Origin of the sequence: Bradyrhizobium sp. 1 (assembly GCF_023073315.1) — a bacterium.
GTDB lineage: Bacteria > Pseudomonadota > Alphaproteobacteria > Rhizobiales > Xanthobacteraceae > Bradyrhizobium.
The window spans coordinates 974080-1000658 of record NZ_JADPJH010000033.1; the positions used below are offsets into that span (position 1 = coordinate 974080).

At 64.6% G+C, this 26579-nt stretch carries 30 protein-coding genes; 12 read left to right on the top strand and 18 right to left on the bottom strand.

Annotation, left to right across the window (positions count from 1 at the left end; translation table 11 throughout):
- Positions 1 to 6 precede the first annotated feature (6 nt).
- The 4 genes from fliQ to flgB all read right to left on the bottom strand — a co-directional run bounded on the left by fliQ (position 7) and on the right by flgB (position 1558).
- On the bottom strand, positions 7 to 270 hold the full coding sequence (gene fliQ, locus IVB29_RS29765) for a flagellar biosynthesis protein FliQ (RefSeq protein ID WP_247506943.1): 264 nt from the start codon (positions 268 to 270) through the stop codon (positions 7 to 9).
- A gap of 114 nt (positions 271 to 384) precedes the next feature.
- The gene (gene fliE / locus IVB29_RS29770; RefSeq protein ID WP_247506944.1) at positions 385 to 693 is read right to left on the bottom strand and encodes a flagellar hook-basal body complex protein FliE; all 309 of its coding nucleotides are present in this window, start codon (positions 691 to 693) and stop codon (positions 385 to 387) included.
- A gap of 16 nt (positions 694 to 709) precedes the next feature.
- Positions 710 to 1135 carry a flagellar basal body rod protein FlgC gene (gene flgC, locus IVB29_RS29775; protein WP_027567607.1) on the bottom strand — a complete coding sequence of 142 codons (426 nt, stop codon included), beginning with the start codon at positions 1133 to 1135 and terminating at the stop codon, positions 710 to 712.
- 18 nt (positions 1136 to 1153) lie between these two features.
- Positions 1154 to 1558 (bottom strand): flagellar basal body rod protein FlgB, encoded by a 405-nt coding sequence (gene flgB, locus IVB29_RS29780; RefSeq protein ID WP_247506945.1) that lies wholly within the window; start codon positions 1556 to 1558, stop codon positions 1154 to 1156.
- Positions 1559 to 1910: 352 nt separating this feature from the next.
- Here flgB and IVB29_RS29785 point away from each other — a divergent pair, with 352 nt between their 5' ends.
- Both IVB29_RS29785 and fliP read left to right on the top strand, forming a co-directional pair.
- A complete protein-coding gene (locus IVB29_RS29785; RefSeq protein WP_247506946.1) occupies positions 1911 to 2870 on the top strand; it encodes a flagellar biosynthetic protein FliO in 960 nt (319 codons plus the stop codon).
- Positions 2867 to 3625 carry a flagellar type III secretion system pore protein FliP gene (gene fliP, locus IVB29_RS29790; RefSeq protein ID WP_247506947.1) on the top strand — a complete coding sequence of 253 codons (759 nt, stop codon included), beginning with the start codon at positions 2867 to 2869 and terminating at the stop codon, positions 3623 to 3625. Before IVB29_RS29785 ends, fliP begins: the two co-directional genes overlap by 4 nt.
- A 56-nt stretch (positions 3626 to 3681) precedes the next feature.
- Here fliP and IVB29_RS29795 read toward each other — a convergent pair whose 3' ends face one another.
- The 5 genes from IVB29_RS29795 to fliL all read right to left on the bottom strand — a co-directional run bounded on the left by IVB29_RS29795 (position 3682) and on the right by fliL (position 10493).
- Complete coding sequence (locus IVB29_RS29795; RefSeq protein WP_247506948.1) at positions 3682 to 7446, bottom strand: tetratricopeptide repeat protein; 3765 nt, start codon at positions 7444 to 7446, stop codon at positions 3682 to 3684.
- A gap of 102 nt (positions 7447 to 7548) precedes the next feature.
- On the bottom strand, positions 7549 to 8310 hold the full coding sequence (locus tag IVB29_RS29800) for a flagellar protein FlbB (RefSeq protein WP_247506949.1): 762 nt from the start codon (positions 8308 to 8310) through the stop codon (positions 7549 to 7551).
- A 9-nt stretch (positions 8311 to 8319) separates the two neighbouring features.
- The gene (locus IVB29_RS29805) at positions 8320 to 8766 is read right to left on the bottom strand and encodes a DUF6468 domain-containing protein (RefSeq protein WP_247506950.1); all 447 of its coding nucleotides are present in this window, start codon (positions 8764 to 8766) and stop codon (positions 8320 to 8322) included.
- Positions 8763 to 9965, bottom strand: coding sequence for a flagellar motor switch protein FliM (fliM, locus tag IVB29_RS29810; protein ID WP_247506951.1), 1203 nt, complete (start codon positions 9963 to 9965; stop codon positions 8763 to 8765). Before fliM ends, IVB29_RS29805 begins: the two co-directional genes overlap by 4 nt.
- 30 nt (positions 9966 to 9995) lie before the next feature.
- On the bottom strand, positions 9996 to 10493 hold the full coding sequence (gene fliL / locus IVB29_RS29815) for a flagellar basal body-associated protein FliL (protein ID WP_247506952.1): 498 nt from the start codon (positions 10491 to 10493) through the stop codon (positions 9996 to 9998).
- Between the two features lie 385 nt (positions 10494 to 10878).
- On the opposite strand from fliL, the gene flgF reads away from it, so the two are divergent.
- From flgF to flgH, 4 genes are read left to right on the top strand one after another with little or no spacing between them, the layout of a single operon-like run.
- A complete protein-coding gene (flgF, locus tag IVB29_RS29820) occupies positions 10879 to 11640 on the top strand; it encodes a flagellar basal-body rod protein FlgF (protein WP_247506953.1) in 762 nt (253 codons plus the stop codon).
- Positions 11641 to 11656: 16 nt separating this feature from the next.
- A complete protein-coding gene (gene flgG / locus IVB29_RS29825) occupies positions 11657 to 12445 on the top strand; it encodes a flagellar basal-body rod protein FlgG (protein ID WP_092028095.1) in 789 nt (262 codons plus the stop codon).
- A gap of 10 nt (positions 12446 to 12455) precedes the next feature.
- Entirely contained in the window at positions 12456 to 13595 is a 1140-nt protein-coding gene (gene flgA / locus IVB29_RS29830) for a flagellar basal body P-ring formation chaperone FlgA (RefSeq protein ID WP_247506954.1), read from the top strand.
- A 3-nt stretch (positions 13596 to 13598) separates the two neighbouring features.
- The gene (gene flgH, locus IVB29_RS29835; protein ID WP_247506955.1) at positions 13599 to 14366 is read left to right on the top strand and encodes a flagellar basal body L-ring protein FlgH; all 768 of its coding nucleotides are present in this window, start codon (positions 13599 to 13601) and stop codon (positions 14364 to 14366) included.
- A 287-nt stretch (positions 14367 to 14653) separates the two neighbouring features.
- Here flgH and IVB29_RS29840 read toward each other — a convergent pair whose 3' ends face one another.
- Together IVB29_RS29840 and IVB29_RS29845 are read right to left on the bottom strand one after the other, a co-directional pair.
- Positions 14654 to 15433: a fumarylacetoacetate hydrolase family protein gene (locus tag IVB29_RS29840; protein ID WP_247506956.1), complete on the bottom strand. Its 780-nt coding sequence runs from the start codon at positions 15431 to 15433 to the stop codon at positions 14654 to 14656.
- A 95-nt stretch (positions 15434 to 15528) separates the two neighbouring features.
- A complete protein-coding gene (locus IVB29_RS29845) occupies positions 15529 to 16557 on the bottom strand; it encodes an aldehyde reductase (protein ID WP_247506957.1) in 1029 nt (342 codons plus the stop codon).
- 94 nt (positions 16558 to 16651) lie between these two features.
- Between IVB29_RS29845 and IVB29_RS29850 the strand changes: the two genes are divergently transcribed.
- The gene (locus tag IVB29_RS29850) at positions 16652 to 17050 is read left to right on the top strand and encodes a helix-turn-helix domain-containing protein (protein WP_247506958.1); all 399 of its coding nucleotides are present in this window, start codon (positions 16652 to 16654) and stop codon (positions 17048 to 17050) included.
- A 282-nt stretch (positions 17051 to 17332) separates the two neighbouring features.
- On the opposite strand, the gene dksA is transcribed toward IVB29_RS29850, so the two are convergent.
- Complete coding sequence (dksA, locus tag IVB29_RS29855; protein WP_092028481.1) at positions 17333 to 17698, bottom strand: RNA polymerase-binding protein DksA; 366 nt, start codon at positions 17696 to 17698, stop codon at positions 17333 to 17335.
- Positions 17699 to 17913: 215 nt separating this feature from the next.
- On the bottom strand, positions 17914 to 18525 hold the full coding sequence (locus IVB29_RS29860; protein ID WP_247506959.1) for an NAD(P)-dependent oxidoreductase: 612 nt from the start codon (positions 18523 to 18525) through the stop codon (positions 17914 to 17916).
- A gap of 151 nt (positions 18526 to 18676) precedes the next feature.
- Between IVB29_RS29860 and IVB29_RS29865 the strand changes: the two genes are divergently transcribed.
- Positions 18677 to 19048, top strand: coding sequence for a helix-turn-helix domain-containing protein (locus IVB29_RS29865; RefSeq protein ID WP_247506960.1), 372 nt, complete (start codon positions 18677 to 18679; stop codon positions 19046 to 19048).
- Between the two features lie 4 nt (positions 19049 to 19052).
- On the opposite strand, the gene IVB29_RS29870 is transcribed toward IVB29_RS29865, so the two are convergent.
- Entirely contained in the window at positions 19053 to 19466 is a 414-nt protein-coding gene (locus IVB29_RS29870; protein WP_247506961.1) for a flagellar assembly protein FliX, read from the bottom strand.
- Positions 19467 to 19735: 269 nt separating this feature from the next.
- Here IVB29_RS29870 and IVB29_RS29875 point away from each other — a divergent pair, with 269 nt between their 5' ends.
- The 4 genes from IVB29_RS29875 (at position 19736) to IVB29_RS29890 (ending at position 22256) form a co-directional block, all read left to right on the top strand.
- On the top strand, positions 19736 to 20860 hold the full coding sequence (locus IVB29_RS29875; protein ID WP_247506962.1) for a flagellar basal body P-ring protein FlgI: 1125 nt from the start codon (positions 19736 to 19738) through the stop codon (positions 20858 to 20860).
- On the top strand, positions 20860 to 21228 hold the full coding sequence (flgJ, locus tag IVB29_RS29880; protein WP_247506963.1) for a flagellar assembly peptidoglycan hydrolase FlgJ: 369 nt from the start codon (positions 20860 to 20862) through the stop codon (positions 21226 to 21228). The genes IVB29_RS29875 and flgJ overlap by 1 nt, the downstream gene beginning before the upstream one ends.
- Positions 21229 to 21239: 11 nt before the next feature.
- The gene (locus IVB29_RS29885; protein ID WP_247506964.1) at positions 21240 to 21737 is read left to right on the top strand and encodes a hypothetical protein; all 498 of its coding nucleotides are present in this window, start codon (positions 21240 to 21242) and stop codon (positions 21735 to 21737) included.
- A gap of 159 nt (positions 21738 to 21896) precedes the next feature.
- On the top strand, positions 21897 to 22256 hold the full coding sequence (locus tag IVB29_RS29890) for a hypothetical protein (protein WP_247506965.1): 360 nt from the start codon (positions 21897 to 21899) through the stop codon (positions 22254 to 22256).
- 3 nt (positions 22257 to 22259) lie between these two features.
- On the opposite strand, the gene IVB29_RS29895 is transcribed toward IVB29_RS29890, so the two are convergent.
- From IVB29_RS29895 to IVB29_RS29910, 4 genes are all read right to left on the bottom strand, one after another.
- Positions 22260 to 22628, bottom strand: a complete 369-nt coding sequence (locus IVB29_RS29895) for a hypothetical protein (RefSeq protein ID WP_247506966.1) — start codon at positions 22626 to 22628, stop codon at positions 22260 to 22262.
- A gap of 12 nt (positions 22629 to 22640) precedes the next feature.
- Positions 22641 to 23009: a flagellar biosynthesis regulator FlaF gene (gene flaF / locus IVB29_RS29900; RefSeq protein WP_247506967.1), complete on the bottom strand. Its 369-nt coding sequence runs from the start codon at positions 23007 to 23009 to the stop codon at positions 22641 to 22643.
- A 287-nt stretch (positions 23010 to 23296) separates the two neighbouring features.
- The gene (locus IVB29_RS29905) at positions 23297 to 25582 is read right to left on the bottom strand and encodes a DUF1522 domain-containing protein (protein ID WP_247506968.1); all 2286 of its coding nucleotides are present in this window, start codon (positions 25580 to 25582) and stop codon (positions 23297 to 23299) included.
- A gap of 230 nt (positions 25583 to 25812) precedes the next feature.
- A partial coding sequence (locus IVB29_RS29910; RefSeq protein ID WP_253075712.1) for a flagellin occupies positions 25813 to 26579 on the bottom strand: 767 nt, incomplete at its 5' end.

Here is a 26579-nt window from a genome sequence, read left to right on the forward strand (position 1 = left end):
TGTGCCTCAGCCGCCGATGATTCGCGACGAGATACGGAGCATGTGGGAATGGAGTGCGTCGGCCATGAAGGGCAACGCCAGCAGCAACGTGGCGAAGATGGCCAAAATCTTCGGCACGTAGATCAGCGTCTGCTCCTGGATCTGCGTCAGCGCCTGGAACAGCGACACGATGACGCCGACCACCAGCCCCACGATCATCAGCGGCGATGACACGATGACGATGGTCCAGATCGCATCGCGCGCGACGTCGAGGGTTTCGGGTCCGGTCATTCTACTTGCTCGCTTTCGGTTGTCTCACGCTTCGACGAGCGCGAATGGCGAGTAGCGAATGGCGAAGCGGAGACCATCCCCACTCGCCATTCGCCACTCACTATTCGCCCCTCATCAGATCGGCATCTTCATGATGTCTTCATAAGCCGCGATCACGCGGTCGCGGACCGAGACCAGCGTGGATACCGCGACGTCGGTGTCGGCGACCGCCGTCACCACGTCCATCACGTTGGCCTTGCCGGCGGCCATCGCCACCGTCTGCGCGTCGGACTTGCGGCCGGACTCCATGACGCTGCCGACAGCGTCTTTCAGGAGCGAAGCGAAGGACTGCCCGCTCGCTTCGCTGCCCTTGCCGGCAGCGGTGTTTTCCAGCACGCGGGCGAGGTTTGCATAGGCATTGGCGGCAATTGTCGGTGTTGCCATGGCTCAGATGTCCTGTTCAGCTCTTGAGGATGTCGAGGGTGCGCTGGATCATCCGGCGCGTCGCACTGATGATGTTGAGGTTGGCCTCGTAGGACCGCTGCGCGTCGCGCATGTCGGTCATCTCGACCACCGAGTTCACGTTGGGATATTTGACGTTGCCGGTCGCATCCGCCGCCGGATTGTTCGGCTCGTATTTGGTGCGGAAATTGGACTGGTCGGGCTTGATCCGGCCGAGGGTGACGACCTGAGCGTCGAGGGTGCGGTCCAGCGCCGAGGAGAAGGTCGGCACCTTGCGCCGATAGGGATCGCCGCCGGCGCTCTGCGACGTCGAATCCGCGTTCGCGATGTTTTCCGAGATCACCCGCATGCGCCCCGCCTGCGCGCGCAGGCCGGAGGTCGCAATCGCCATCGAGCGGGCAAAGTCGCTGCTGTCATTCGCCATGATGCGCTTCCTCTAGCTCTAGCCCTTGCCGATCGCGGTCTTGAGCAGGTGCAGGCTCTTCGAGTAGAGCGAGGTCGCTGCTGCGTAATCCATCTGGTTGCTGGCGGCCTTCATCATCTCCTCTTCGAGATTGACGGCGTTGCCAGCAGGGCGTGTTTCAAAACCCGCATTCTTGTTCTGGTCGAATCCCGAGGCTGCGCCCGATGGCGTCATGTGGGAACCGCTGGTGCGGGTCATCGCCAGGGGGCCCATCGAGCCGGTGACGGCGCCAGCCTTATCGAGCTTCGGCTCGACCAGGTCGCGCGGCCGGAATTTGGGCGTGTCGGAATTGGAGACGTTCTCGGACAGGACGCGCTGGCGTTCCTGGTGCCACTGCATCTTGGTGCGAAGCGCCGACAGCACCGGGAGGTCATTGATGGACATCGTCGCGGCTCCTTCCGCCTGCTGCGAACCTTGGGGCCCGAAGCTAGGCAGAATTTGCCGCGTGTATGGTTAACAGGTGGTTAAGGATGCCCTCAACGTATGTCCCCGCGCGGGACAGGGTTTTGTGATCCCGTGATTCTACGCCCCCAAAAGCGGCATTAACCCAACCGCTTGGCGGCGCATGCGCAGGCCAAGAAGTCGTTTTGGATCGAGCGATTCATAGGTTATTAAGAGTTGGGGACGGCAAAACTTGCCGTGGGACATTAAGAAATCGCAGTTTGGGGCATCCGACGCCGATGGTTGGCGCATCTGACCATGGGCACGAAAGAAGCGCCATTTGCCGGGGACAAGTATGAACGGTAGCCCTATCACCTTCATCGTCGCGTTCATCGTCGTACTGGCGTTGATCGGCCTCGCCGCTTGGCTGGTCCGTCGATTCGCCAGCACGCGGCTCGGCGCCAACACCCAGCGCGGCAGGATGCCCCGGCTCGCCGTGATCGATGCGGCCGCGGTCGACGGCCGGCGGCGGCTGGTGCTGGTCCGGCGTGATAATGTCGAGCATCTCCTGATGATCGGTGGCCCCACCGACATCGTGGTCGAGCCCAACATCGTTCGCGCCGCGCCCGGCCGCGACCAGCTCCCGCAGCGTCCCAACGCCGCTGAACCGCCGCGCCTCGCGCCGATGCCCGATGCCGGCGGCTGGGCCGACGAAGCCCCGCGCCCCGAATTGCTCGATCATCCCGAGCCGCAGATGCCCGAGCCGCCGCCGCGGCCCGCGCGCCCGTCCTTCGCCGACGAAGTGCGCCGGCCCGCGCCCGCTTTGGCCGAACGCCGCAGCGAGCCGCCGCTGGCAGGCTTTGCGCCCGAGCCGCTCGCTCCGCGTCCCGAGCGCGAGCCCCGGCCTGAGCCGCTGCCGCCGCGCGTTGCCCGCCCCGAGCCACCGCTGATGCCGCGTCCGCCGCGCCAGAGCGAGCCAGTGAAGGTGCCACCCGTCCGCGCCGAGCGCGCCGCCGCGCCGCCGCCACCCGTCCCGCAGGCTCCGCCCGTTCCGCCGCCGGCTCCCGCTCCCGCCGCGCCCTCGAATGCCGAGCAGAATCTGGCCGAAATGGCGCAGCGGTTAGAGGCAGCACTTCGCCGCCCGGCCGGCGAAACAATTGCGCCCCCGGTTGCGCCGGAGCCGCCGGCCGCTCCCCCGCGCGCCGCACGCAGCGAGCCACCGGCCCCGCCGGCGAAGCCTGCCGCGGAAAAGACCAGCTTTGAAAATCTCGAAGACGAGATGGCCTCCCTGCTCGGCCGTCCGAAGCCATCGTGAGGCTGCCGACCCTCCCGCGTAGAGTTCTTTTTGTTTCTGTCCTGATCGCCGCGGCTTCGCTCGCGATGCCGGCGCATGCGCAGGACATCAGCATCAATCTCGGCGGCGGCGCTGGTGGCGGCGGCGTCACCGAACGCGCGATCCAGCTGATCGCGCTGCTCACGGTGTTGTCGATCGCACCGTCGATCCTGATCATGATGACCTCGTTCACGCGCATCGTGGTCGTGCTGTCGCTGCTGCGCACCGCGATGGGTACGGCGACCGCGCCGCCGAATTCGGTGATCATTGCGCTCGCGATGTTCCTCACCTTCTTCGTAATGGGGCCGGTCCTGCAAAAGTCCTATGACGAGGGCATCCGCCCGCTCGTCGCCAATCAGATCAGCGTCGAGGACGCGCTCCAGCGCGCCTCCGTTCCCTTGCGCGGCTTCATGCAGAAGAACGTGCGCGAGAAGGACCTGAAGCTGTTCCTGGACCTCTCCGGCGAGCCGCCGCCCGCCACCCCCGACGAGCTCGCGCTTCGCATCCTCGTGCCCGCCTTCATGATCTCCGAGCTGAAGCGCGCCTTCGAGATCGGCTTTCTCTTGTTCCTCCCCTTCCTGATCATCGACCTCGTCGTCGCCTCGGTGTTGATGTCGATGGGCATGATGATGCTGCCACCCGCGACGATTTCGCTGCCGTTCAAGCTGATCTTCTTCGTGCTGGTCGACGGCTGGTCGCTGGTGGCGGGGAGCTTGGTGCAGAGCTACGGGGGGTAGCGAGCTCGGAGCGACGTCAGCGGCACCGGTCGAGAGGCCCGGAGGTAGCAGAGATGCTACCGCGTCATCTTGATCTGCCGCACGACCGGGATCGTCGGCAGCGAGCCGGTGTGGTCGGTCTCGTCCTTGGCCTGCGGAGCGGCCGGTGCGCGGGCGGTGGCATCGGGGAAGCGCTGCTTCATCTCGCGCAGGAAGCCGTCGAGCGTGTCGACGCTGGCGGCAAGCTTGGCGATCTCGCCGAATTCGGCGCTGGAGGACGCGGACGGCTTGCTGGCGATGTCGAACGCGGCGCGGTCGGCGCTCTCGCTCATCAGCGGCGCGTACTTCTCGCGGAAGCGCGACGTGCCGATCGAGTCGTCGGCGAGCGCATAACCGACGGCGGCGCGGATGATGTCGCTCTTCTCCACCGCGTTGAGCGGCTTGAAGTCGCGGAAGCGCTCGCCGTAATAGAGCTCGATCTGCTCGGCGGATTCGCGCCAGCGCCGCGCCGCCCAGAAGATGTCGGAGCGCAGACGAAGCACCTCGCGCCCGGAAACGTTGGAGACGATGTCGAGCGCAAGGTCGTGGCGGCCGACGTCGCTCTGCGCCCGTGCCTCCAGCAGCAGGCGCTGCTGCCGGAGTTCGCCGGAGAGATCACTGATGCGGCTCGCGCGCAGCGCCGTGATCGCCTTGTCCGGCCTGCGGTTGGCGAGATAGATCATGGACAGGCGCGCGGCGACCTGGGCGCGGGCGGCGCCTTCGAGGCGGTGATCGACCTGGTATTGCAGCAGCTCGGCGGCCTGGTCGAGCAGATCGATCGAAGCGAGACGGTCGGCGAGACGCCGGATCAGTTCGTCGCCGCGGCGGCCGATCGGCGTCAGCTCGCGGAACTCGTAGAACATCCCGAGCGCCTCGACGACGGGCAGATCGTCACCCTTCGGCCCCAGGAAGATCTGCGTGAACAGGTCGGAGGCGAGGTCCTGCGCCTGGCGCGAGGCCTCTGCGTTGGGCTGAAGCTTCGTCGCAGTGCGCGCCGCCGTGAGCGCGTCGCGGTAGCGCCCGTTCTCGGCATACATTTGCGACAGCATCTGGAGGGTCTTGACCTCGATGGAGTCGCCGCGCCAGGTCATCGACAGCGTCTCGAGATCGCGCAGCGCGTCTTCCTTGCTGATCTCGTCGCGCTTCTGCCGCAGCGCGACCTCGAGCTGCTTGGCTTCCGCCGCAGCCGGCCGGTCGCTCGAGGCAACCGCAAATTTGTAATCGTCGAGCGCGTCCTTGTCATGGCCGAGCGCCTCGGCGAGCTTGCCGCGCAGCACGGCGAAGCCGGGCGCGGCCTCGGCCGGTACGCCGACGATCTCGAGCTCGCTGCGCCGCTTGGAGGCGCCGGCATAGTCCTTGACCTCGAGGGAGGAGCGCATCGCGTCCATCGTCACGATGCGCTGGATGTCGAGCGGCAGCGAGGCGATGGCGAACTCGACATTCTTGAACTTCTCGCGGGCGTCCGCCCATTTACCCTGGCGCGCATAAGCGAGCGCTTTCCAGAGCTGGGAATCGTGGCTGTTGCCGATCACGGGATTGGCGAGATCCTTCAGTCCCTGTGCAGGACGGCCGATCAGGATGCTCGATATCGCATGCATGATCAGCGCGCCGCTCTCCTCCTTGTTGAGGGGATCGCTCAGCATCAAGTCGGTGACGGACTTGGCCTCGTAGTACATCGCGCGCGACATGTAGAACTGCGCGAGGTCGAGCCGCGGCAGCGAGCGCTGCGCCGGCTCGACGACGGAGATCGCCGTGATCAGATCGCTCTGGCGCGTCCAGAAGTCCTCCGACTGGCCCTTGCGCCAGCCTTCGGGGCTGAACACCGGGCGCACTGCGGTCGGGGCGCGCTCGGCGGAGATGTCGACCGGCGACAGCGTCAGTCCGCCCTTCTTGCCGAGAATGACCTTGTCGGACCCGACCTCTACGCCGACCTCGTCGGAGTTCGGGCGGATCGCGATGCCGTGCGCGGATTCCAGCAGCGAGAGATCGACGAGATCCTGCCGCTTGATGAAGCCGCGCACCGGCCGCTGCCCGGTGACGACATAGAGCATGTCGCCGGCATCGGGATCGGTGAGCTTGTGCAGCAGGCCTGGATTGGCGAAGGGGATTGCGATGTTGGCGAGCGCGGGATCGGTGATGTTGCGCGACATCATCAGTGGCAGCGGCGTCGCCTGGATCTTGTCGGCGAGCGTCAGGAGCCAGTTGGTCTCCTTGCCGACCTCCTCGCTCGTCAGCGAGTAGACCAGCGGCCGGGTGAGACGGATGCGCACCGCCTGCCCCTTGTCGAGCGGCATGCGGCTGACCTCCCCGATCATCGCACCGCCCTTGCTGCGGATCGCCTCGACATCGATCGGCTTCGGCGTATCGAACACCAGCCAGACGGTGTCGCCGCGGCGGAACGCCGCCGCGGGGGTCGAGACCTGAAGCGGGAACGTCACGCGCAAGCCATCGCTGTCGCGGCGCGCATCGACGCTTGCGATAGCCGGCTGCGGCGCGGCCTGCGCCTCGGCGGGCGCAGCCTTGACAGGCTCCTTTGCAACCTCCCTCACGACCTCCTTGGGCGCTTCGGCAACTGCGGGCTTGCCGGGCGCGGCTGGAGCTTCGGCAACAACCGCCGCGGGCTTAGGGGCTTCCTTGGCTGTTTCCTTGATTGTTTCCTTGGCTGTTTCTTTGGGCGCTTCCGCAGCGTGCGGAGCTTCAGCCACGGAAGCCGGCGCAGGCTTCGGCGCTTCGGCAGCCGGCATCGGAGCAGGCGCTTCCGACTTCCCCTCGGGCTTGATGTCGATCTTCGCTTCGCGCGCAATCGTCTCCGACGTCGGTGGCGCCACCTCGCGGTGAGCGTCCTTGGGCTTCTCGGCCGCCGGCTTTTCCGCGGCCGGCGCCGGTCCATGACCCTGGGCCGCTGGCTTGGCCTGCGCGATCATGGACTCGGCCGTTGCGGCCATCTTGCCCTTGTCGGGCTGGAAGGAGATGTCGACGACGTAGTTCTTGTCGTCGCGGAAAGAGTGCACGTCGGAATCGCCGATCAGCGCGACCTCGACACTGGTCTGGTCGATGTCGGCCTTCTGCTTGATCGAGGCGACGTTCGGCGGCGCGGCGACGACCGCGTCGGCCAGGTCGAAGCTGAGATTGGCGTTGAAGGCGAGCGTGAGCTTCTGCTCGTTGAGCACGGAGGAGACGCCGACGCCGTCGGGCATCTCGAACACGAAGCGCACGAAAGTCGGCTGGATCGAGGCGCGCACGCGGATCTGCGGACGCTTCTTGGACTCGGCCGCGGCGCGCTGGGCGCGCAAGGCACGTTCGGCGACGCGGGCGCGCTCGGCGAGCTCCTTGACCACGTCCATGGGCAGGCTCGGCGGCGGCCCCTTCCAGCCCTCCGGCAAGAGGTCGACGAAGGTGCGCTCGCCGGCATTCATGGTGTTGACGGTGACGCGCCGCGCCAGCGACAGGCGGATGGCGCCACCGTCGGGATCGCGGCGGGCGGAATTGACGTAATCGGGCGCGCCTTCCGGCACACGATCGACGGGAACGTCGACGGCCCGGTCGAAGCGGATGATGAGAATGGAGCCGGCCGTCGTCACCTCGGAGGGCACATCCTCGCCGAGCTTGATCACGAGACGGGCAAAGCCGCCGCCAGCCGAGAAAGTCGCCTCGCCCCGGATCGCATCCGCGGCCCGGGCGGGTGCACTGAGGCCGATCAGCAGGCAGGCCGCCAGCACGGGCGCCGTGCAGACATGACGCGACAGCACCCACGCCAAAGCGCGGGCTCGCGACATAAATCCAGCGGCAGCCTCTCGCGCCATTGGCGGTATTTCTTCCGGTTCGATTGCCCATGCCGGCACTGGCGCCGGCCCATGCCGTCGATTGTAGGTTTTGGCAATTAAGGGCTTCTTAAGTATGAGCCCTCAATTCGGCTTTTGCGTCGGCTTGCCGTCGATCTTGGGCAGATCGCCGGCGGAAGCGGATTGATCGCCGCCGCCATTGGCCCGGCGGGCCATCTCGACGGTCAGCCGCTCGGCGGCCTCCGGCGACATCAGTCCCATGATGTCCGACATCTTTCGCGGCGCGATCGCCGAGGCGATCTCGATCAGCACGCCCATCTCGAGCCGGTCGAACACCCGCGCGGCATCCTTCGGCTTCATGCCTTCATACATGGTGACGAGGCCCTTCATGCGCTGGGCTTCGGCGGCCTTCTGCTCGGCCTGGGTCGTGGAGATGCGGGATTCCACCGCCTTCATCTCCTCGACCTTGTTCTCGATGCGCTTCTCGGCCGATTTCAGCAGGCTTTCGCGGATGTCGATCTCGCGCTGGCGGGCCTCGATTTCCTGGCGGCGCGCCTGCAAGCGTTCGAGGATGGCGCGCTCGGACGCCGGTATCTGCGGCGGGGCTTCCTCCACCTTGACCGCGGTGCCTTCGGACTTGGTCTCGGGAGCTGCCGGCTTGGGCGCCTCCTTCGGCGCGCCATGGGTCGAGCCCGTGATATCGGGGTCGTCGCGGCCGGTCGGAAAATTCAAATTCTCCTGCGCCCAGGATTTTTTGACCTGGTTCGGCTGGTAGTCGAACACGTAGCCGCCATTGATCACGAGGCCCGCGACCTTGAGCATGGCGAGACCTGCGACGGCGACCAGGACGACTGGAATGACGCGGATGTTACGGAAGGACTTCATACCATGGCTTTATGCGGCAAGGCCGTTGGATCGCCGGCGCTCGGAGAAGGCTTCAGCCGCAGCCGCCACCGCCTTCGCCGAAGAGGGCTTGGCCGTGGGCACCGCGAGGGTTTCCGGATTGGTGACGGGGCGCGCGGCGATCGCGATCTTGGACAGGCGCCGCACCACGTTGTCGGCTTCGCTGAGCTGCTTGTAGAGCTGGTCCGACATCTGGGTCGCGGCCGCAAGCTGGCTGCCGAGATTCTCGTTGACGTCGCGCACGGCGAGCTTCAGCCCGCCGATCGCGCGCTCGGCGATCTCGGTCGCGGTGATCAGCTCGCCGATGACCGCCTTCAGCGAATGCTCGTCCGCCTTCAGCCGCGTCAGCCGCTTATTCAGCAGGATACAGTAGCAGATCGTCAGCATCAGCAGGATAGCCACCAGTGTCTCGATCGCCATTCCCAGGGAGTGGTTCATGGGGCCTCCATCATCTTGTTCTGCTCGTCGACCTTCTCGAACATCGCAAGTGTCGTACTTGGCTTGCGCAGGGGTTTCGTCACGCGGATCGCGACGCGGTCGCCGACCCGGCCCATCCGTCCCTCGGTCAACGTGACGTCGCCGCAGCGCACGGTGACGTTGGCATCCGCGCGCATATTGAGCGGCAGCGTGTCGCCAACCTTCAGCCGCATCAGCTGCTTGAGCGGGATGTCGGCCTCGTAGAGCACGGCATCGACGGCGATCTCGGCCTGGTTGATCTCGGTGGCGAAATGGCCCTCCCAGATCGTGTCGCGGCCGAATTTTTCGCCCATGAACATCTGGAGCAGGACGCCCCGGATCGGCTCGATGGTCGCGTAAGGCAGCAGCAGCTCGATGTTGCCGCCGCGGTCTTCCATGTCGATGCGCAAGCGCACCAGGATCGCGGCGTTGGCAGGACGGCTGATCGCGGCGAAACGCGGGTTGGTCTCGAGCCGGTCGATCGTGAAGGTCACCGGCGACAACGGCCGGAATGCCTGTTCGGCATCGGCCATGACCACCTCGACCAGCCGCTTGACCAGCTCGGTCTCGATCGTGGTGTAGGGCCGGCCCTCGATGCGGAGCTGGCTGGTGCCGCGGCGGCCGCCGAGCAGCACGTCGATCATCGAGTAGATCAGGCTGGAGTCGACCACCGCCATGCCGAAATTGTCCCACTCTTCGGCCTTGAAGACGGTGAGGACGGCGGGCAACGGGATCGAGTTCATGTAGTCGCCGAAGCGCACCGAGGTGATACGGTCGAGCGAGACTTCGACATTGTCCGAGGTGAAATTGCGCAAGCTTGTCGTCAGCAACCGCACCAGCCGGTCGAAGACGATTTCGAGCATCGGCAGACGCTCGTAGGAGACCATCGCCGAATCGATGATCGCGCGAATGCCGGAATGGTCGTCGAGCGTGACGTCACCGACGGTGAAGCCGAGGAGGTTGTCGATCTCCTCCTGCGACAGCACCCGCTCGCCGGAGTTCTTGCCGGAGCCGAGATCGCGGCTGCCGTCCTCGACCATGGCCGCCCATTGCAGGGCCATGGTCTCGGATAGTTCGTTTTCGGCAGCGGCTTTCGCGGCCTCCGCGGGATCCTCGGAATCGAGCGACGCCTCCCATTGGGCGGCAATCGCATCCTGGTCCATCTGCTCGTTGCCGGCCATGACGCTAGCCCGTTACCTTCCGCAGCATCGTCACTGGATCACGACTTCCTTGAACAGCACCGCGCTGACCTGGATCGGCGCGACCGCCGCGTTGACGCGCTTGGTCAGCTCTTCCTTGAGCCGGAAGACGCCGGCGGAGCCGTTGAGGTCGGAGGAGCGCAGTTCGCGCACATAGGTCTGGAAGATGTCGGTCACGCGCGGCATCGTCGGCTTGATCGCCTCGATCTGCTTCTCCTCCTTCAGCTCCAGCACGACCTTGAGCTTCAGATATTGCACGCGCTCGCCGGGCGCGCCGGCGAGGTTGACCATGATGTCGGGGACGTCGACGAAGGCCGGCGGCTTCGGCGGGGCCGCCGCCTCGGCATGATGCTCGTCATCGCCGTGACGGAAGAAGAAGAACCAGGTCGCCGCACCGCCGCCGAGGACGGCGAGCAGGCCGACAGCCATGACGATGAGCTTGAGCTTGTTCTTCGGGGGTGCGGCTTCTGCGCCCTCGGCGGCTGCGCCGCCTTCTTCATTCTCTGCCATGGTCGATGGGCTCGCTCATCTCTTAAACGGGTCGAAAGAGCAAAGCCCCCTGGCAGACAGTGACGCGATACAAATGCCCCAGCGCAATGCGCTCCTCTTCACTGCAAACGCTACGGTAATAATGGTTAACGGAATCTTTCGATTGGGCCCCCACTAGGAAAAATCTGCCGGGCAAACATGGCTAACAGACCCTTTCTGCCGCCTGCCCGCGACGTCAAAAAATATTCAAGTTATTGAAATTGCATAATTTTCTGCGTTGGCACGGCTTTCGCTGAGAGAGGGCCGAGACCGAAGGGTTTGGGAGAACCTGACTGTCTCGTTCACGGGGTCGGCCTAAGCGCTTGGGAGAGCGAGGAGGCAGATCTCACTCAGGGGAGATCTTCCGATGCAGAACGCGCTTCTGATCGGCTTGTCACGGCAGATGACGTTGGAACGGCAGATGGATGTCATCGCCAACAACGTCGCCAATGCCAACACCAACGGCTTCAAGGCCGACCATTCGATGTTCGAGGAGTTTCTCAACTCGAACGCGCGTGAGGACAATTTCATCTCGTCGGACCGCCGGGTCTCCTATGTGCAGGACCGCGGCACCTTCCGCGACACCGGCCCGGGGCCGATGGAGATGACCAAGAACCCGCTCGACATGGCCATCAGCGGCGACGCCTATTTCGCCGTGCAGGCCAATGGCGGCGAGCGCTACACCCGCGACGGCAAATTCTCGCTCAACAGCACCGGCCAGCTCGTCACCTCCGACGGCAACCTCGTGCTCGGCACCGGCGGCCCGATCACCTTCCAGGCGACCGACCATGACATCAACGTCGCCCCCGACGGCACCGTCACGGTGCTCGAGGGCACGGCCAAGACCGATTCGATCCGCGGCAAGATCAAGATGGCCTCGTTCGACGATCCGGCCAAGCTGACCAAGCTCGGCGCCAATCTGTACAGCGCCGGCTCCGCCAACCAGCTGCCCGCCACCAAATCCACAGTGGAGCAGGGCTACATCGAGAAGTCGAACGTGAACTCGGTCGGCGAGATGAGCCGCATGGTCGAAGTCATGCGCAGCTACACCGCCATCGCCAATTTGCTCCAGCAGCAGAGCGATATGCACAAATCGGCGATCGAAAAACTCGCCGACGTTCCGGCCTGATTGAAGGAAAACTGACATGCAGGCTCTTCACACCGCAGCGACCGGAATGGCGGCACAGGAACTCAACGTTCAGGTGATCTCCAACAACATCGCCAACCTCCGCACCACCGGCTTCAAGAAGCAGACCGCGGCGTTCCAGGACCTGATCTACGAGCACGTCCGCCGCGTCGGCGCGCAGGCCTCGGACCAGGGCACCATCCTGCCTGTTGGCGTCGACATCGGCGGCGGCGTCAAGACCGTCGGCACGCCGCGCAGCATGACGCAGGGCACGCTGTCGCAGACCGGCAACGATCTCGACCTCGCGCTCTCGGGCGAAGGCTTCTTCAAGATCCTGATGCCCGACGGCAGCTATCAATACACCCGCGACGGCACCTTCCAGATGGACAATCAGGGCCGCATCGTCACCGCGCAGGGCAATCCTGTGCAGCCGACCATGACCGTCCCGAACAACGCCTCCGGCCTTGCCGTGAGCGAGCAGGGCCAGGTCTCGGTGACGCTGCCGGGCTCGTCGACCTCGACCATCGTCGGCCAGCTCGGTGTGACCCGCTTCATCAACAAAGCGGGCCTGCAGCCCGTCGGCAACAACCAGTTCACCGAGACCCCGTCGTCCGGCGCGCCGCAGGACGGCACCGCGAATGCCGAAGGCTACGGCAAGATCACGCAAGGCAGCCTGGAGCAGGCCAATGTCGACGTCGTCTCGGAGATGAGCGACCTGATCGCCGCCCAGCGCGCCTACGAGATGAACGCCAAGGTCATCAGCGCCGCCGACCAAATGATGCAATCGACCACGGCGCTGTTCCGCTGAGGTGATGACGATGATCCGCACCACCCTCGCCACGATCTCCGCGCTGCTCGCACTGGCCCTGCCGGCGCAGGCCGCCGACGATTTCATCGCAACGCCGACGCTGCGCGCGAACGTCACCGTGTCCTCGGACGTGGTTCGGGTCGGCGATCTCATCGACAATGCCGGGTCGGCCGCGCTGATTGCGGTCTATCGCTCGCCCGATCTCGGCACCACCGGCGCCCTACCCGTTGCGCAGGTACTATCGGTGCTGCGCGCCAAACAGGTGATCGGCGTGATGACCGGCGACATCAAGGAGGTCCAGGTCACCCGCCTCGCCCGCACCCTCGCCAACAAGGACCTCGAAAACGCGGTGGCCTCGGCGCTCGAGCGCCGCTTCGGCCTCGGCGAGGCCGCCAACATCACCGTCACCTTCGACCGCGGCGTCGCCGACATGCGGCTGGATGCTTCCAACAGCGGTGCGCTCCAGCAAGTCGCGACCCGCTACGATGCGCGCAGCGGCCGTTTCGACGTCGCCTTCGAGATCAACAATGACAACAATCCGACGCCGACCAAGCTGCGTTTCACCGGCACTGCCATCGAGACGGTGGAAGTGGTCGTGCTGACCCGCGACATCGACCGCATCGAGCTGCTGAAATCCTCCGATATCGCGCTGGAGCGCCGGCCGAAGGCCGAGATCTCCGGCGAAGCCGCCTCGCGCGACCGGACCGTTGGCATGCAGCTGCGCCGGCCGATGCGGGCGGGCACGCCGATCCGCGTCGCCGACATCATCAAGCCCGATTTCGTGCAGCGCGACCAGAACGTCACCGTCATCTACCAGGTTCCCGGGATCTACCTTACCACGCGCGGCAAGGCGATCGAGAGCGGCGCCGAGGGCGACACTGTGAGCGTCCTCAACCTGCAGACCAAGCGCACGCTGAGCGGTGTCGTCACCGGCCGCGGCCAGATCACGATCCAGGGCGCGAGCCAGTCCGCGCCGATGGCGCCCGCAGTCGAGCAGACCTCGTCACTCAAGCGTGACGAAGCGCCTGCCCCCGTCGACACTGCAGCCCTCGTCCGGAACCTGGTCCAGGCCCCCGCGTCGCCGGCCCAGATCGCCCAAGCCCAGATCCCGCAAGTTCAAGCCTCGCAAGCTCCAGCCAAGTCAGAGTAAGTCATGTCCAGTTTCAGTTCGGCTTTCCGTCTTCGTCGCATCGCGATCTCGGCCCTGCTGCTGGCGACTTGCGCGCTGGCGAGCGGCTGCTCCTCGATCGACCGCCTGTCGCAGATCGGCGAGCAACCGAAGATGTCGGCGATCGACAATCCGACGACGCAGCCCGGCTACAAGCCGGTGCAGATGCCGATGCCGAAGCCGGAAGTCGCCTCCTACAATCCGAACTCGCTGTGGCGCAACGGTAGCCGCGCCTTCTTCAAGGATCAGCGCGCCACCCATGTCGGCGACCTCCTGACCGTGACCGTGAACATCACCGACAAGGCCAACATCGCCAACGAGACCCAGCGCAGCCGCACCAACAAGGAAGACTCCGGCATCACCGACTTCGTCGGGTCGAAGACGCTGGGCGTGCAGGCGCAGAAGGTGCTGCCCGGCCGCCTCCTCACCGCCGACTCCACCGCCTCCAGCGACGGCAAGGGCTCGGTCAATCGCACGGAAGCGCTCCAGACCAACGTCGCCGCGGTGGTCACGCAAGTGCTGCCGAACGGCAACCTCGTGGTCGAGGGCAAGCAGGAGATCCGCGTCAACTACGAGATCCGCGAACTGATCGTCGCCGGCATCGTCCGCCCCGAAGACATCCAGAGCGACAACACCATCGATTCCACCAAGATCGCACAGGCCCGCATCGCCTACGGCGGCCGCGGCCAGATCATGGACGTGCAGCAACCCCGCTACGGTCAGCAAGTCATGGACGTGCTGCTGCCCTTCTAAGTTTCTCCCGAGCTCCCACATCGTGTTCGCGAACCTAGGCGCGAACGACGATGTACGACGCGGCCCTCGCCAGCTCCCCTGGCGAGGGCCGCATGTTTTTTCGTGGTGGCGATGCTGCGAGCTACGAGTCAGGTCCGCGCAATGGCGACGCAGCTGCCTCACACTCCGTCATTGCGAACGCAGCGACTTGTCCGCCGAAGCCTCAGCGAAGGCGGAAGCAATCCAGACTGCCACCGCGGAAAGACTCTGGATTGCTTCTCTGCGTTCGCAATGACGACGGAGAGAGTTCAAGTAAACTCGGCCTCCACGACGCCCAGCCCGTCCAGCTCCATCCGTACCTTGTCGCCGGCTTTCAGCCACAGCGTCTTCACCAGGCTTCCCGTCAGCACGAGCTGTCCTGCGTGAAGACCCTTGCCGTCGGCGGCAAGGTGGTTGGCGAGCCAGGCGAGTGCGTTGTGGGGATGGCCGAGCACGTCGGCGCCGGTGCCGTGACTGACCTCCTCGCCGTTGACAATGGCACGGCCTTTGATCGCCTTCAGGTCCGGCACGGACGAGCGCGGCACCACCTCGCCGAGCACGCAGCCGGCGGCGAAGAAATCGTCGGCGATCAGCGTCGGCGCGCCCATCGTCTCCCATTTCACATAGCGGTCGTCGACGATCTCGATCGCGGGATGATAGCTTTCAACGGCCTCGCCGACCCATTCGGCCGTGAACGGCGCCTCGCCGGCGGCAAGGTCCCGCTTCAGCCGCACCGCGATCTCGCACTCGACGCCGACGCGGACATAGTTGGAGGATGCGAGCTTCACACCGCTGTCGTGCACGCCCTTCTGGAACAGGCCGCCGCCGCAAGGGTGCGGGATGCCGATGTACTCCTGCATCACCTGGCTGGTGCAGCCGATCTTGTAGCCGACCAGCGGCCCGACATGCGGCAGCAGCAGATCGTGAAGCGCGCGCTGAACCTGATAGCCCTCGGCCTCGTCGCCCGGGGGAACCTCGAGCGCGGCAAGCGGCGCATGGTTGCGGCGCGCCAGCGCGATCGCCTTTGCGGCTTGGAGAATCTTGTCCATCGGCGCCGGCTCCCACGCTACGCGATCATGCGCGGCAGTGGAGCATCCCCGCCGCGGCGTGACAAGCGTGGCCAAGAGGCGGCTCGATGGTGCCCTCACCCCTTGACCAGGCCGAGCCGGATCAGGCTTTCGGCCGTCGCGAGGATCGCCTCGTCGTTCGAACGCGCCTGCCAGCGGAGCAGCGACTTTGCCTTGGCACTGGTGGAATGCCTGACCTTTCCGAGCATCGGCGCGACCGCGCGCAGCAGCGGAATCCGGTTTGCGGCGAGCCGCACCAGCCAGTCCGGGGCCTGGAGTCGCGGAACCCGGCGCGCACGTGGTCCGAGTTCCCGCCGCAGCACCTTGCCGATATCGAGGATCGACATCGTCGCGCCGGAGACGGCGATGAAGCGCTCACCTTTCGCCTCGGGCGCCGTCATCGCCCGCAAATGCAGATCGGCGACGTCGCGCACGTCGACCACGCCGAAATAGACCCGTGGCACCGCCGGCATGGCGCCGTCGAGCAGCGATTTGACGATCTCGATCGATCCGGAGAAGTCCGGCCCCAGCACCGGACCGAAAATCCCCGCAGGATTGACGACCGACAGCTCCAGCCCGCCGCCCTCGCGCGCGACGAAATCCCAGGCCGCCTGCTCGGCCAGCGTCTTGGATTTGACGTAAGGCTGCACATCGCTGCCGGCGAGATTGGTCCAGTCGGTCTCGTCGAACGGCTTTTCACGCGGCTCGTGGCCGTAACCGATCGCGCCCAGCGACGAGGTGACGACCACGCGCCTGACGCCGGCCTCGCGCGCGGCCCGTAGCACCCGCAGCGTGCCGTCGCGGGCCGGGATGATCATCTCGTTCTCGTCCTCGGGAACACTGGTCGAGAGCGGCGAGGCGACATGAAGCACGTAGTCGCAGCCCGCCACGGCCTCGCGCCATCCCTCGTCTGCCGTGAGGTCGGCGGTGAAGAAGGACAGGCTTTCGGACGACGCTGCCCCGCCCTCACGCAGCATCGCGAGCACATCGGCCTGCCGGTCCGGCCGGCGCACCGTCGTCCGCACCGTGTGGCCAGCCGCCATCAGTTGCAGGACGACATGGATGCCGACGAAGCCGGACCCGCCGGTGACCAGGACAGTGCTCATTGCCAAATACCCCTCGTTGCGTGGGCGAGCGAATTGGGTCCGCCACCCTGCTCAAGGCCGGATCTGGTCACTATCTCCCGGGGGAACAAGTAGAATGGATTTCGAGACCGGTATGGAAAACCTGACCAGTACCTGCGAGGGCGACTGCGATTGCAGCCCCGACCCTGCTTTGCTCGCCGACTTCAAGCGCGCCATCCATGCGCTCGGCGGCAAGTGGAAGCTGGAAATCCTGTTCGCGCTGATGAACGGTGCTATCAGGTTCGGCGCCTTGCGGCGATCGATCGGCGGCATCACCCAGCACATGCTGACCACGCAATTGCGCGAGCTCGAGCAGGACGGATTGGTGTCGCGGACCGCCTTCGCGGAGAAACCCTTGAGGGTCGAGTACGAGCTGACGGATGCGGCCTACGGCCTGTTGCCGGCGTTTAAGGAAATATTGAGCTGGTCCAGGCTTTATGGGGATGCGCGCCTTGCGGTGTCGCTCGAGGCCTGATTGCAGCAATGCGTGAAGCTGCTGGCTCAGCATCTCAGCATACGAGTCGACCTCGTTGATGCGACTCGCAAAACTCACCCCACCTGAAGTGAAGGCTGTTTCTCATCCGAACTCACGTGAGCTCGGAGGAATGGACTCTAGCCCATTGATCGCGATTCACTTTTCGCGATTGCGCTCGCGCGCTGAGACGCGCGACGGCAAGCGACAGGCAAAATGCTGATCGCGGCGCGAAACGGCGCCTTGCGTCCAAAAACAAAGAGCCGCATCGCTGCGGCTCGGACTCTATTCGTCGCGATAGACCTTCTCGCGTTTCTCGTGGCGCTCCTGCGCTTCCACCGAGAGCGTCGCGATGGGCCGGGCCTCGAGCCGCTTCAACGAGATCGGCTCGCCGGTGTCTTCGCAATAGCCGTAGGTGTTGTCCTCGATACGCTGGAGCGCGGCGTCGATCTTGGCGATCAACTTGCGCTGGCGGTCGCGGGCGCGGAGCTCGATGGCGCGGTCGGTTTCGGACGATGCCCGATCGGCGAGATCGGGGTGATTCACATTCTCCTCCTGCAAAGTTTGCAGGGTGAGCTTGGACTCTTTGAGAATCTCATCCTTCCAGGCAAGGAGCTTCAAACGGAAGTACTCCTTCTGCCGATCGTTCATGAAAGGCTCTTTTTCGGTCGGTCGGTAGTTTTTCAACTTTTCCAAGGGCGGCCTATCTGTCTAAGCAACGACTCGCAAACGGAACGGGGTCCGCTGAGCGGGGCCTTATATAGCGGCCTCCTGTGACAGACAATGCTTCCCTGATGGCCCGGCTGGCGCCCCCAAGCCCTTGCACAGGAAGGTTTATCCTGGAGGGCCCGGGGGCGGCCGAAGGCCTAGTATCCGACCGTGAAACGCTGCCGCAGGTGGGCCGGCCGCTCGATCTCATCGGCCAGCGCAATCGCGTAGTCGGCGAAGCTGATCCAGCTCTTGCCGTTCGCATCTGCGAGAAGCTGATCGGTCCCGAGCCGGAACTTGCCGGTGCGGGCCTCTTCGACAAACAGGGCCGACGGCGAGATGAAGGTCCAGTTCAGCTCCTTTTCCTGCCGCAGCAGGTCAAGGAAAGCCCCGCCCGCCTCCGCCTCGGCCTTGTATTGGGCCGGAAAACCGGGGGTTGTGACCAGTTTCACGCCGGGCGCGACTTCCAGGCTGCCTGCGCCGCCGACGATGAGGTAACGACCGACAGCGGACGCCTTCGCGGCACCAATCAGCTTGAGTGCGTCGCTGGCCAGGAAGTGCACGGAACTCACGGCGACGTCGTGCCCCGTCCACAGTTTGGCAAGGCCGGCCTGGTCGAGCACGTCGCCCTTGGTGGGGGTGACGTTCGGGAGGCCAGCGATCTTCTCGGGGTTCCGGGCGATGGCCGTGACCGCGTGGCCGCGGCGCGACAGTTCCTTGGTGATCTCCGACCCGGCGCGGCCCGAGGCGCCGGCGACTGCGATTTTCATGGAAGGCTTCCTTTGCTTTGTAGTAACTAGCGGTAACTAGATATCTAAAAGAATGCTGGTGTTAAGAGAGCACTTTGTGCTTACCTGATTACGCAGGAGTAACCGGCGCGCGAGCCGGCAAGCGACTTGAATGGATCTTGAGGACCCCGATATGAAACCCGACGTCTATGCCGCGAACTGCCCCACGCGTCAGATCCTCGATCGCGTCGGCGACAAATGGGCGGTGCTGATCCTGTTGCTGCTGCGCGAGGAGCCGATGCGCTTCAATCAGTTGCGCCGAACGATTGAAGGCATTTCGCAGAAGATGCTGAGCCAGGTTCTCAAGTCACTCGAGCGCGACGGATTGATCAATCGCCGCGCCATCGCAACCGTGCCTGTCACGGTGGAGTATTCGATCACGCAGCTCGGCGTGACGCTCGCCGGCGCAGTCGATCCCTTGCGCGATTGGGCCGAGCAAAATCTGAAGGACGTGCTCGCCGCCCAGCGCCGCTACGACACGCAGTTGAAGGATGTAGCGGCGTAAGGCGCTACGCCTGCCCGGCCTTGGCGAGTTCGACCTCGACCCGCAGCTCGATCTCTGACAGCACGGAATCAAGTCCCGCATCGCCCGAGGACGATTTCAAATTCGCCGCAGCATCGCGCAGCCGCAGCACGGTCGACGCATCGAGATTGCCGGACAACAGCCCCATCTTGAGATCGTCGAGCACGTCGAGCGCGGTCTTGCCACGGGCAACCGAGCGCTTGCGGCGCTCGACCGGATTCTCTTCGATGCCTTGCAGCGCGAGCAGCCCGTCGAGACTGGTAGCCGCCTTCGGTGCGGCAGCGCTCCGCGTCTCCTGCGCCGACGAGGTGTCGGGTAGCACGAAGGTGCCGGAGCCCGTCCGCCTGCCCTGGCTGGCCGGCGTTCCAAGCGTGGTGCCATTCGGTCCGTAGATGCGCATCGCAGCAATCCGGGTGATCGATGCGCCACATTCGCCGTTTTATGGTTAACGACGCGTAAACAGCCCGGCAAAATCTGCCGACAGGCGGCAGTTTCGCTCCTCAGGGAGAACGCCCGCTGACACCGGTCGAAACAGCTTTATTCAACCTATTCAACCGCCTAACCCCACTGCCCCGCGTTGGCACAGCGCTCGCAAGGACAGCGTCGGACCAGCTCGTCATGGGAGTGTCGCAGATGGTCCGAGATTTGAGGAGCCTCGGGGAGCAGAGGATGCCAGGCGTTCGTTGGGTAAGGATTTTTGCAGTGGCCTGCGCCGCGCTGTCAGCGCTGGCGCTCTCGGTCGCGTCTGCGGCTGCGACCTCGCGCATCAAGGATCTCGCCAATATCGAAGGCGTGCGGCAGAACCAGCTCATCGGCTACGGCCTCGTCGTCGGCCTCAACGGCACCGGCGACACCCTCAACAACATCCCCTTCACCAAGCAGTCGCTGCAAGCGATGCTCGAGCGCATGGGCGTCAACATCCGCGGCGCGACCATCCGCACCGGCAACGTCGCCGCCGTGATGGTGACCGGCAATCTGCCGGCCTTCGCCACCCAGGGCACGCGCATGGACATCACCGTCTCCGCGCTCGGCGATGCCAAGGATCTGCGCGGCGGCACGCTGCTGGTCACGCCCCTGCTCGGCGCCGACGGCAACGTCTACGCGGTCGGACAGGGCTCGCTCGCGATCTCCGGGTTCCAGGCCGAAGGCGAAGCCGCGAAAATCGTGCGCGGCGTCCCGACCGTCGGCCGCATCGTCAACGGCGCCATCATCGAGCGCGAGATCGAGTTCGCACTCAACCGCTTGCCGAACGTGCGCCTCGCGCTGCGCAATGCCGACTTCACCACTGCCAAGCGCATCGCGGCCGCGATCAACGACTATCTCGGCGTTAAGTCTGCCGAGCCGATCGACCCCTCGACGGTGCAGTTGTCGATCCCGCCGGAGTTCAAGGGCAACGTCGTTGCTTTCCTCACTGAGATCGAGCAGCTCCAGGTCGATCCCGATCTCGCCGCCAAGATCGTCATCGACGAGCGGAGCGGCATCATCGTGATGGGCCGCGACGTCCGCGTCGCCACCGTCGCGGTGGCGCAGGGCAACCTCACCGTCACCATCTCCGAGAGCCCGCAGGTCAGCCAGCCCAACCCGCTGTCGCGCGGCCGCACCGTGGTCGCGCCGCGCAGCAGCGTCAGCGTCAGCGAGGACGGCAAGAAGCTGGCCCTCGTCAAGGACGGCGTCTCGCTGCAGCAGCTCGTCGACGGCCTCAATGGCCTCGGCATCGGTCCCCGCGACATGATCAGCATCCTCCAGGCGATCAAGGCCGCCGGTGCGATCGAAGCCGACATCGAGGTAATGTGATGCAAACCAGCACCATCAATACCCCGCGCGCCACCACATCGTCGGCTTTCTCCGTAGAAAGCCGCAACGGCCGCCCCGACTTCGAGCTCGCCGCCGCGCTTCAGAAGGTCTCGCCGCAGCAACAGGCGAAGTCGCAGAAGACCGCCACCGATTTCGAGGCGATGTTCCTCAACAGCATGTTCTCGCAGATGACGTCCGGCCTGAAGGGCGAAGGCCCGTTCGGCGACACGACCGGCACCGGCGTGTGGCGCTCGATGCTGACCGAGCAATATTCCAAGAACTTCGCCAAGGCTGGCGGCGTCGGGGTCGCCACCGAAGTCTACCGCACGCTCATCATGCAGCAGGCAAAAACGCTCCGCACGGCATAAGGTCAAACGAGATGAACCAGTTCAATGCCTCACGTCCGCCGATGCAAGCGCAGCGCCCGAACACCGCGCCGGGCAACGCCGAGGCGCGCAAGGTCGCCGAGCAGCTGATGGATGCGATGAACGCCCTGCTCGCATTGATCGAGCACGAGACCGAGCTCGTTCGCGCCGGCAAGGTCCGCGAGGCGATGACCCTCGAGAGCAAGAAGCAGGAACTGTCGCGAAACTATGTCAGCGCCGTCAGCGAGTTGAAGACCAACCAGGCCCAGCTTGCGAAATCGGCGCCCGAGCTGCTCTCGACCTTGCATCGGCATCATGATGCGTTCCGCGCGATGCTCCAGGTCAATCTCACCGTACTCGCGACCGCACATGCGGTCTCCGAAAGCGTCGTGCGCGGCGTCAATGCCGAGATCCAGAAGCGCAACGTGCCGAATACCTATACGGCCGCAGGCCGCCGCGCGATTCCGGGCCCGCGCCACATCACCCCGCTCGCCGTCAGCCGCTCGCTCTGAGCGCACGCGACAACAAGCGACAATTTTACGAAAAACCGCGCGGCGATATCGCCGCGTGGTTAGCCACGTTTCCTTACCCGATGTTCAAACCTCGTGTTCCATGGTTGCGTATTGAGAGGGGTTGGGATTTGACTCACGCGAGGCAACCAGGAGGCTGCCATGAGTACAGATTTCAGCATCAGGCCGGTGGGGATACCGGTCCCAACGCAGATCGTAACGACGTCGAATTCGGCGGCGAACGAGGCGGTGCAAACTGATTTGCCGGTGAGCCAGACGGTCGCCGCAAGCAATTCCAGCGCGCCTGCGCGCAATGATCTCCAGAGCAACGAGAACGTCTCGCGACAGGTCGTGTTCGACCAGGCGGCCGCGTCTTTCGTGTTTCAGGTGGTCAACGACAGGACCGATGCAGTGGTCAACCAGTTCCCCGACGAAGCGATGCTGCGCCGGCGGGCCTATTTCCATGCAGAAGATCTGAAGTCCCAGCCCTCGCGTCCGCTCAATACGGACCTGAGCGCCTGACGATCAGGTGTCGAGCGTGGCCTGCGCGGTATCGAGATAGGTCGAACCGGTCGCGGGATCGGTGGCGACGTTCTTGACCTGCGCCTTGCCGATATCGGTCAGCGTGAACTTGGTATTCCCGAACCGGAACGAGCCGTCCTTGATCAGCACCTGCTGGTACTGGGACGTGCCTTCGCTCTGGTAGCGGATCTGCGCGCGAAAGCCGCTGACCTGCGAGACGTTCAGCGAGAATTTCTTGCCGTCGGAATAGGTCCCGGCCCAGCTGCCCTGATAGAGCGAGGAATCGACCGGGACATATTTGGACGAGCCCGAAGTGCTCGAAAGCACGTTGGACTTGTACGCGGTCGACAGGATGCTCAGGAGGTCGGCCATGACAGGCCTCGATCACGGGCGGCCGGAGAGCCCAGCCGCAATGTTCCGGTTGATCTCGATCAGCGGACGGAAATGATCGAACTGCGGGCTCATCTGGAGCGCGGCGGTCTGGCTCAGCACGAAGACGCTGATGTTGGCGATCTTCTGGCGGACGTCGAGCGGCTGCGGATTGGTGTCACGCATCGCCTCGCTCAGGAAGATGGTCCAGAGCTTGCGGTTGAACATCAGCGCCTGCGTGGTCTGCTCGCTGAAGGGCTCGGCGTTGTTGATCGCGTCCTGGAGCTTGTTGGCGGCCTTGAGCAGAGTCTGCGCCTCGACGTCACGAGGAGATGCGGTGGTCGTTGCAACACGCGCGTAGGCCGAGGCAGCGGAATTCGACATCAATCACACCTTGGAGGTTACCTAGCCCGTTGAACGCGCTTAAGGATTTCTTTCCCAACCCTAGGCAGCACCGCTTAAGATTTGCTTACGTGTGTGCTTGGAAGCACTCCGGATTATTACGGGTCCGAGAGTCCTTCATCGCGAAGCTAGATGCACACATGGACGCTGTAAACACGGCTCGCATGACGCGCATCATTCGCGGCTAATCCCGCCTTAGCGATCTCCATAAAAACGGCGGAGCATGAGCCCCGCCGCGATATCTCGAGTAGCTATCTTGCGCTGCGAAATTAGCGGAGCAGCTGGAGCACGCTCTGCTGCGACTGGTTGGCCAGCGACAGCGCGGAGACCGCGATCGACTGGCGGGTCGACAGCGCCTGGCTGTTGGCCGCTTCCTCGTTGGTGTCGGCGAGTGTCAGGTTGGACGAGCCGGTCTGCAGCACGTTGATCAGGTTCTTGGAGAAGTCCTGGCGCACCTGCACGATCGAGAGGTTCGAGCCGAGCGCTGAACCTTCCGAGCGTAGCGTGCTCGAGGCCGCATTCAGGCTGGTCAGCACCTTGTTGGTGGCGCCGTTGTCGATGAAGTCGGTGCCGGGGACGAGGTTGCTGAGCCCGAGACCCGCCGCATTGAACACCACGCCGTTGATGCCGAGCGTCGAGCTGCCGGTCTCGTTGAAGACCAGCTTCAGCGTGTCGCCGTTGAGCAGGTTGACACCGTTGAAGGACGAGTCCTGCGACGTGGTATCGATCTGCGCCAGGATGTTGTTGAACTGGCTGACCAGGCCCGAACGCGCCGTCTGCGCGACGGGATCCTGGACCGGCGGCTGTGCGGTGGTGAAGGCGAGCACGCCGGTGAGCGTGCCGCCGACGGCGCCACCCGCGGCCGTCGAGCCGAGGGTCGAAGAAGCGTATTCGTTGACGGTGGTCACCGTGAGCACGCCGTTGGCGTCGATTGTTGCGGTCAGGTGGTTGGCCTGAAGCTGCACGTTGAGCTGGTCGAGCGTCTTGACGGTTCCGTTGGTGCCGTCGCCGAAGGTGACGTTGACGGGCGTACCGCCATTGAACGAGGTGAAGGTCAGCGTCTTGCCGCTGACACCACCCACACCAGAAGTGCGCGCCGCGCTGAACGCGGTCGCCGTTCCCGTGTTGCCGCTGAGGCCGAACGCAGACAACGCGTTGCCGGTGCCGGTGATCGAAAGGTCGGCGTTGATGCCGGTCGAGAGCGCCAGCTGGCCGCTCGAGTTCACCGACGACGGGATCTGGCCCGCGGTGGTCGTGAGAGACGCGGCACCAAGGAAGATGCTGGCGGTCTTGACGCCGGTGGCGAGGTCGATCGAGTTGAGCAGGTCGGTCAGCGTCGCGCTCTGAAGATAGACCGTCGAGTTGCCGTTTCCATCGGTGACGACATTGCCGTTGACGCCACCCGAAGTTACGCTGGCCGCCGACTGCGGCGTCTGGGCGTTCTTGAAGGTGATGGTGTGACCATCGATGTTCAGCGTCGAGCCGTCCTGAACCAGGGATCCAAGCGAGCCGAGAGTTGTGGACCGAGCTGCCGACACGCTGGCATTGCCGGCGCCGGTCGCCGACGTCACGCCGAGAGCCTTGAGGAAGTCGGCTTTGCCGGTCACGTTCAGGTCTGCGCCCGTCGAGCTCTTCAGCGTTACGATGCCGGTGCCCGCGATGGACGATGCAGTCTGGAGCGTACCAACGGTCGTGCCGCTCACGGATATGGTCGCTGCGCCAGCGCTGATTGCCGCACTCTTGACACCACTTGCGAGGTCGATCGCGCTGAGGACGTCGTTGACCGTGGCCTTGGGCGCAGCGGCTGTCCCCATATAGACGATCGAGTCACCATTACCGTCAGTGGCGATGTTGCCGCTGGCGTCGAGGCCCCAACCGGTCGGCTGCGTCGTAGGCGCCCCGCCGGTGCGGAAGGTCACGGTCTTGCCATTGACGGTGATCGAGTCGCCGTCCGCAGGTGATGCGCCGAATGTCGTGGCGGGCGTGGAACCGAGAAGAGTGTCGGTGCCGACGAGGTTGGTGGTGGTGTCGGCAGCCTTGGCGGCCACGCCGGTCAGGGTGCCCGCGGTCGATCCGAGCGAGGCGCCGAGCGAAGCGCCCGACGTCACCGGCGTCACGCCACCAGGCGCACCAGTATAAAGCACGTTGCTGTTGGCGGTCGCACTCGCATAGGAGGTCGTGCCGCGCAGATCGGCCGGAGACGCGCCGGGAATGGTGGTCGAGACGTTCGATTTCGTGGAGTAGCCGACCGTAGTCTGAAGCGCCTGGTTGGCGATCGATTTCGCGCTGTCGATCAGCTTTTGCAGCGAGGTGATGCCGGTGTTGGCGGCCTGGAGCACCTGCACACCGTTGTTGATGCCGTCGAGCAGGTTGCCGATGTCGCTCGCCCGGTTGTCCAGCCCCTGTGCGGTGAAGAAGTTGGTGGGATTGTCGAGCGCCGTATTGACCTTCTTGCCGGTCGACAGGCGCTGCTGCGTCGTGGCCAGCAAGTCGGCCGTCGACTGCAGCGACAACAGGTTCTGGCGAACGGACGCCGAGAGAACGATGTTGGACATTGGCAGGTCTTCCTCTTGAACCGGATACGAATCGGCCGCGCGGGTCTGGAAGCGGGCTTTTGTCCAGTCTTAGGACCTGTCCTTTAAAGTATGGTTAACGGCCACTTAAGGGACAGGGTTAATGGGGGGTTAGCGGCCCTTCCCCGGTTTCGCACGGGCCCAGTGGCAACAAAAAAGCGGCGGGGCCGAAGCCCCGCCGCCATACTTTGTGGTGTAATTTCAGTGCGTTACTAGCGGAGCAGCTGGAGCACGCTCTGCTGCGACGTATTGGCCAGCGACAGCGCGGAGACCGCGATCGACTGGCGGGTCGACAGCGCCTGGCTGTTGGCCGCCTCGACGTTGGTGTCGGCCAGGGTCAGGTTGGAGGAGCCGGTCTGCAGCACGTTGATCAGGTTCTTGTTGAAGTCCTGACGGATCTGCACCACCGAGAGGTTCGAACCGAGCGCCGAGGCTTCCGAGCGCAGCGTGCTCGAGGCCGAATTCAAATTGGTCAGCACCCGGTTGGTCGCAGCGTTGTCGATGAAGTCGACACCGACGCTCAGCGAGGCGAGACCGAGACCCTTCGAGTTGTAGCTCACGCCGGTGATGTTCAGGCTCGACTTGCCGGTTTCGTCGAACACCAGCTTGAGCTGGTCACCGTTCAGCAGGTTGACACCGTTGAACGAGGAGTCGACCGAAGTGGTGTCGATCTGGTTCAGGATGTTGTTGTACTGCGAGACCAGATTGGCGCGGGACGCCTGGGCAACCGTATCCTGCACCGGTGTGGAAGCGGTCGTGAATGTCAGCGACGACGTCAGCGTACCGCCGATCGCACCACCTGCGACCGTCGACCCAAGAGTCGAGGACGCATAGTCGTTCGAGGCAGAAATCGTGAGCAGACCATTGGCATCGATCGTCGCGGACAGGTTGTTGGCCTGGAGCTGCGAGTTGAGCTGATCGAGCGTCTTGACGGTGCCGTTGGTGCCGTCGCCGAAGGTGACGTTGACCGCCGTGCCGC

What these genes read in the sequence shown, in the direction of transcription:
- fliQ (WP_247506943.1), bottom strand. Translation starts at nt 270, where the DNA reads ATGACCGGACCCGAAACCCTCGACGTCGCGCGCGATGCGATCTGGACC.
- fliE (WP_247506944.1), bottom strand. Translation starts at nt 693, where the DNA reads ATGGCAACACCGACAATTGCCGCCAATGCCTATGCAAACCTCGCCCGC.
- flgC (WP_027567607.1), bottom strand. Translation starts at nt 1,135, where the DNA reads ATGGCGAATGACAGCAGCGACTTTGCCCGCTCGATGGCGATTGCGACC.
- flgB (WP_247506945.1), bottom strand. Translation starts at nt 1,558, where the DNA reads ATGTCCATCAATGACCTCCCGGTGCTGTCGGCGCTTCGCACCAAGATG.
- IVB29_RS29785 (WP_247506946.1), top strand. Translation starts at nt 1,911, where the DNA reads ATGAACGGTAGCCCTATCACCTTCATCGTCGCGTTCATCGTCGTACTG.
- IVB29_RS29795 (WP_247506948.1), bottom strand. Translation starts at nt 7,446, where the DNA reads ATGGCGCGAGAGGCTGCCGCTGGATTTATGTCGCGAGCCCGCGCTTTG.
- IVB29_RS29800 (WP_247506949.1), bottom strand. Translation starts at nt 8,310, where the DNA reads ATGAAGTCCTTCCGTAACATCCGCGTCATTCCAGTCGTCCTGGTCGCC.
- IVB29_RS29805 (WP_247506950.1), bottom strand. Translation starts at nt 8,766, where the DNA reads ATGAACCACTCCCTGGGAATGGCGATCGAGACACTGGTGGCTATCCTG.
- fliM (WP_247506951.1), bottom strand. Translation starts at nt 9,965, where the DNA reads ATGGCCGGCAACGAGCAGATGGACCAGGATGCGATTGCCGCCCAATGG.
- fliL (WP_247506952.1), bottom strand. Translation starts at nt 10,493, where the DNA reads ATGGCAGAGAATGAAGAAGGCGGCGCAGCCGCCGAGGGCGCAGAAGCC.
- flgF (WP_247506953.1), top strand. Translation starts at nt 10,879, where the DNA reads ATGCAGAACGCGCTTCTGATCGGCTTGTCACGGCAGATGACGTTGGAA.
- flgG (WP_092028095.1), top strand. Translation starts at nt 11,657, where the DNA reads ATGCAGGCTCTTCACACCGCAGCGACCGGAATGGCGGCACAGGAACTC.
- flgA (WP_247506954.1), top strand. Translation starts at nt 12,456, where the DNA reads ATGATCCGCACCACCCTCGCCACGATCTCCGCGCTGCTCGCACTGGCC.
- flgH (WP_247506955.1), top strand. Translation starts at nt 13,599, where the DNA reads ATGTCCAGTTTCAGTTCGGCTTTCCGTCTTCGTCGCATCGCGATCTCG.
- IVB29_RS29840 (WP_247506956.1), bottom strand. Translation starts at nt 15,433, where the DNA reads ATGGACAAGATTCTCCAAGCCGCAAAGGCGATCGCGCTGGCGCGCCGC.
- IVB29_RS29845 (WP_247506957.1), bottom strand. Translation starts at nt 16,557, where the DNA reads ATGAGCACTGTCCTGGTCACCGGCGGGTCCGGCTTCGTCGGCATCCAT.
- IVB29_RS29850 (WP_247506958.1), top strand. Translation starts at nt 16,652, where the DNA reads ATGGATTTCGAGACCGGTATGGAAAACCTGACCAGTACCTGCGAGGGC.
- dksA (WP_092028481.1), bottom strand. Translation starts at nt 17,698, where the DNA reads ATGAACGATCGGCAGAAGGAGTACTTCCGTTTGAAGCTCCTTGCCTGG.
- IVB29_RS29860 (WP_247506959.1), bottom strand. Translation starts at nt 18,525, where the DNA reads ATGAAAATCGCAGTCGCCGGCGCCTCGGGCCGCGCCGGGTCGGAGATC.
- IVB29_RS29865 (WP_247506960.1), top strand. Translation starts at nt 18,677, where the DNA reads ATGAAACCCGACGTCTATGCCGCGAACTGCCCCACGCGTCAGATCCTC.
- IVB29_RS29870 (WP_247506961.1), bottom strand. Translation starts at nt 19,466, where the DNA reads ATGCGCATCTACGGACCGAATGGCACCACGCTTGGAACGCCGGCCAGC.
- IVB29_RS29875 (WP_247506962.1), top strand. Translation starts at nt 19,736, where the DNA reads ATGCCAGGCGTTCGTTGGGTAAGGATTTTTGCAGTGGCCTGCGCCGCG.
- flgJ (WP_247506963.1), top strand. Translation starts at nt 20,860, where the DNA reads ATGCAAACCAGCACCATCAATACCCCGCGCGCCACCACATCGTCGGCT.
- IVB29_RS29885 (WP_247506964.1), top strand. Translation starts at nt 21,240, where the DNA reads ATGAACCAGTTCAATGCCTCACGTCCGCCGATGCAAGCGCAGCGCCCG.
- IVB29_RS29890 (WP_247506965.1), top strand. Translation starts at nt 21,897, where the DNA reads ATGAGTACAGATTTCAGCATCAGGCCGGTGGGGATACCGGTCCCAACG.
- IVB29_RS29895 (WP_247506966.1), bottom strand. Translation starts at nt 22,628, where the DNA reads ATGGCCGACCTCCTGAGCATCCTGTCGACCGCGTACAAGTCCAACGTG.
- flaF (WP_247506967.1), bottom strand. Translation starts at nt 23,009, where the DNA reads ATGTCGAATTCCGCTGCCTCGGCCTACGCGCGTGTTGCAACGACCACC.
- IVB29_RS29905 (WP_247506968.1), bottom strand. Translation starts at nt 25,582, where the DNA reads ATGTCCAACATCGTTCTCTCGGCGTCCGTTCGCCAGAACCTGTTGTCG.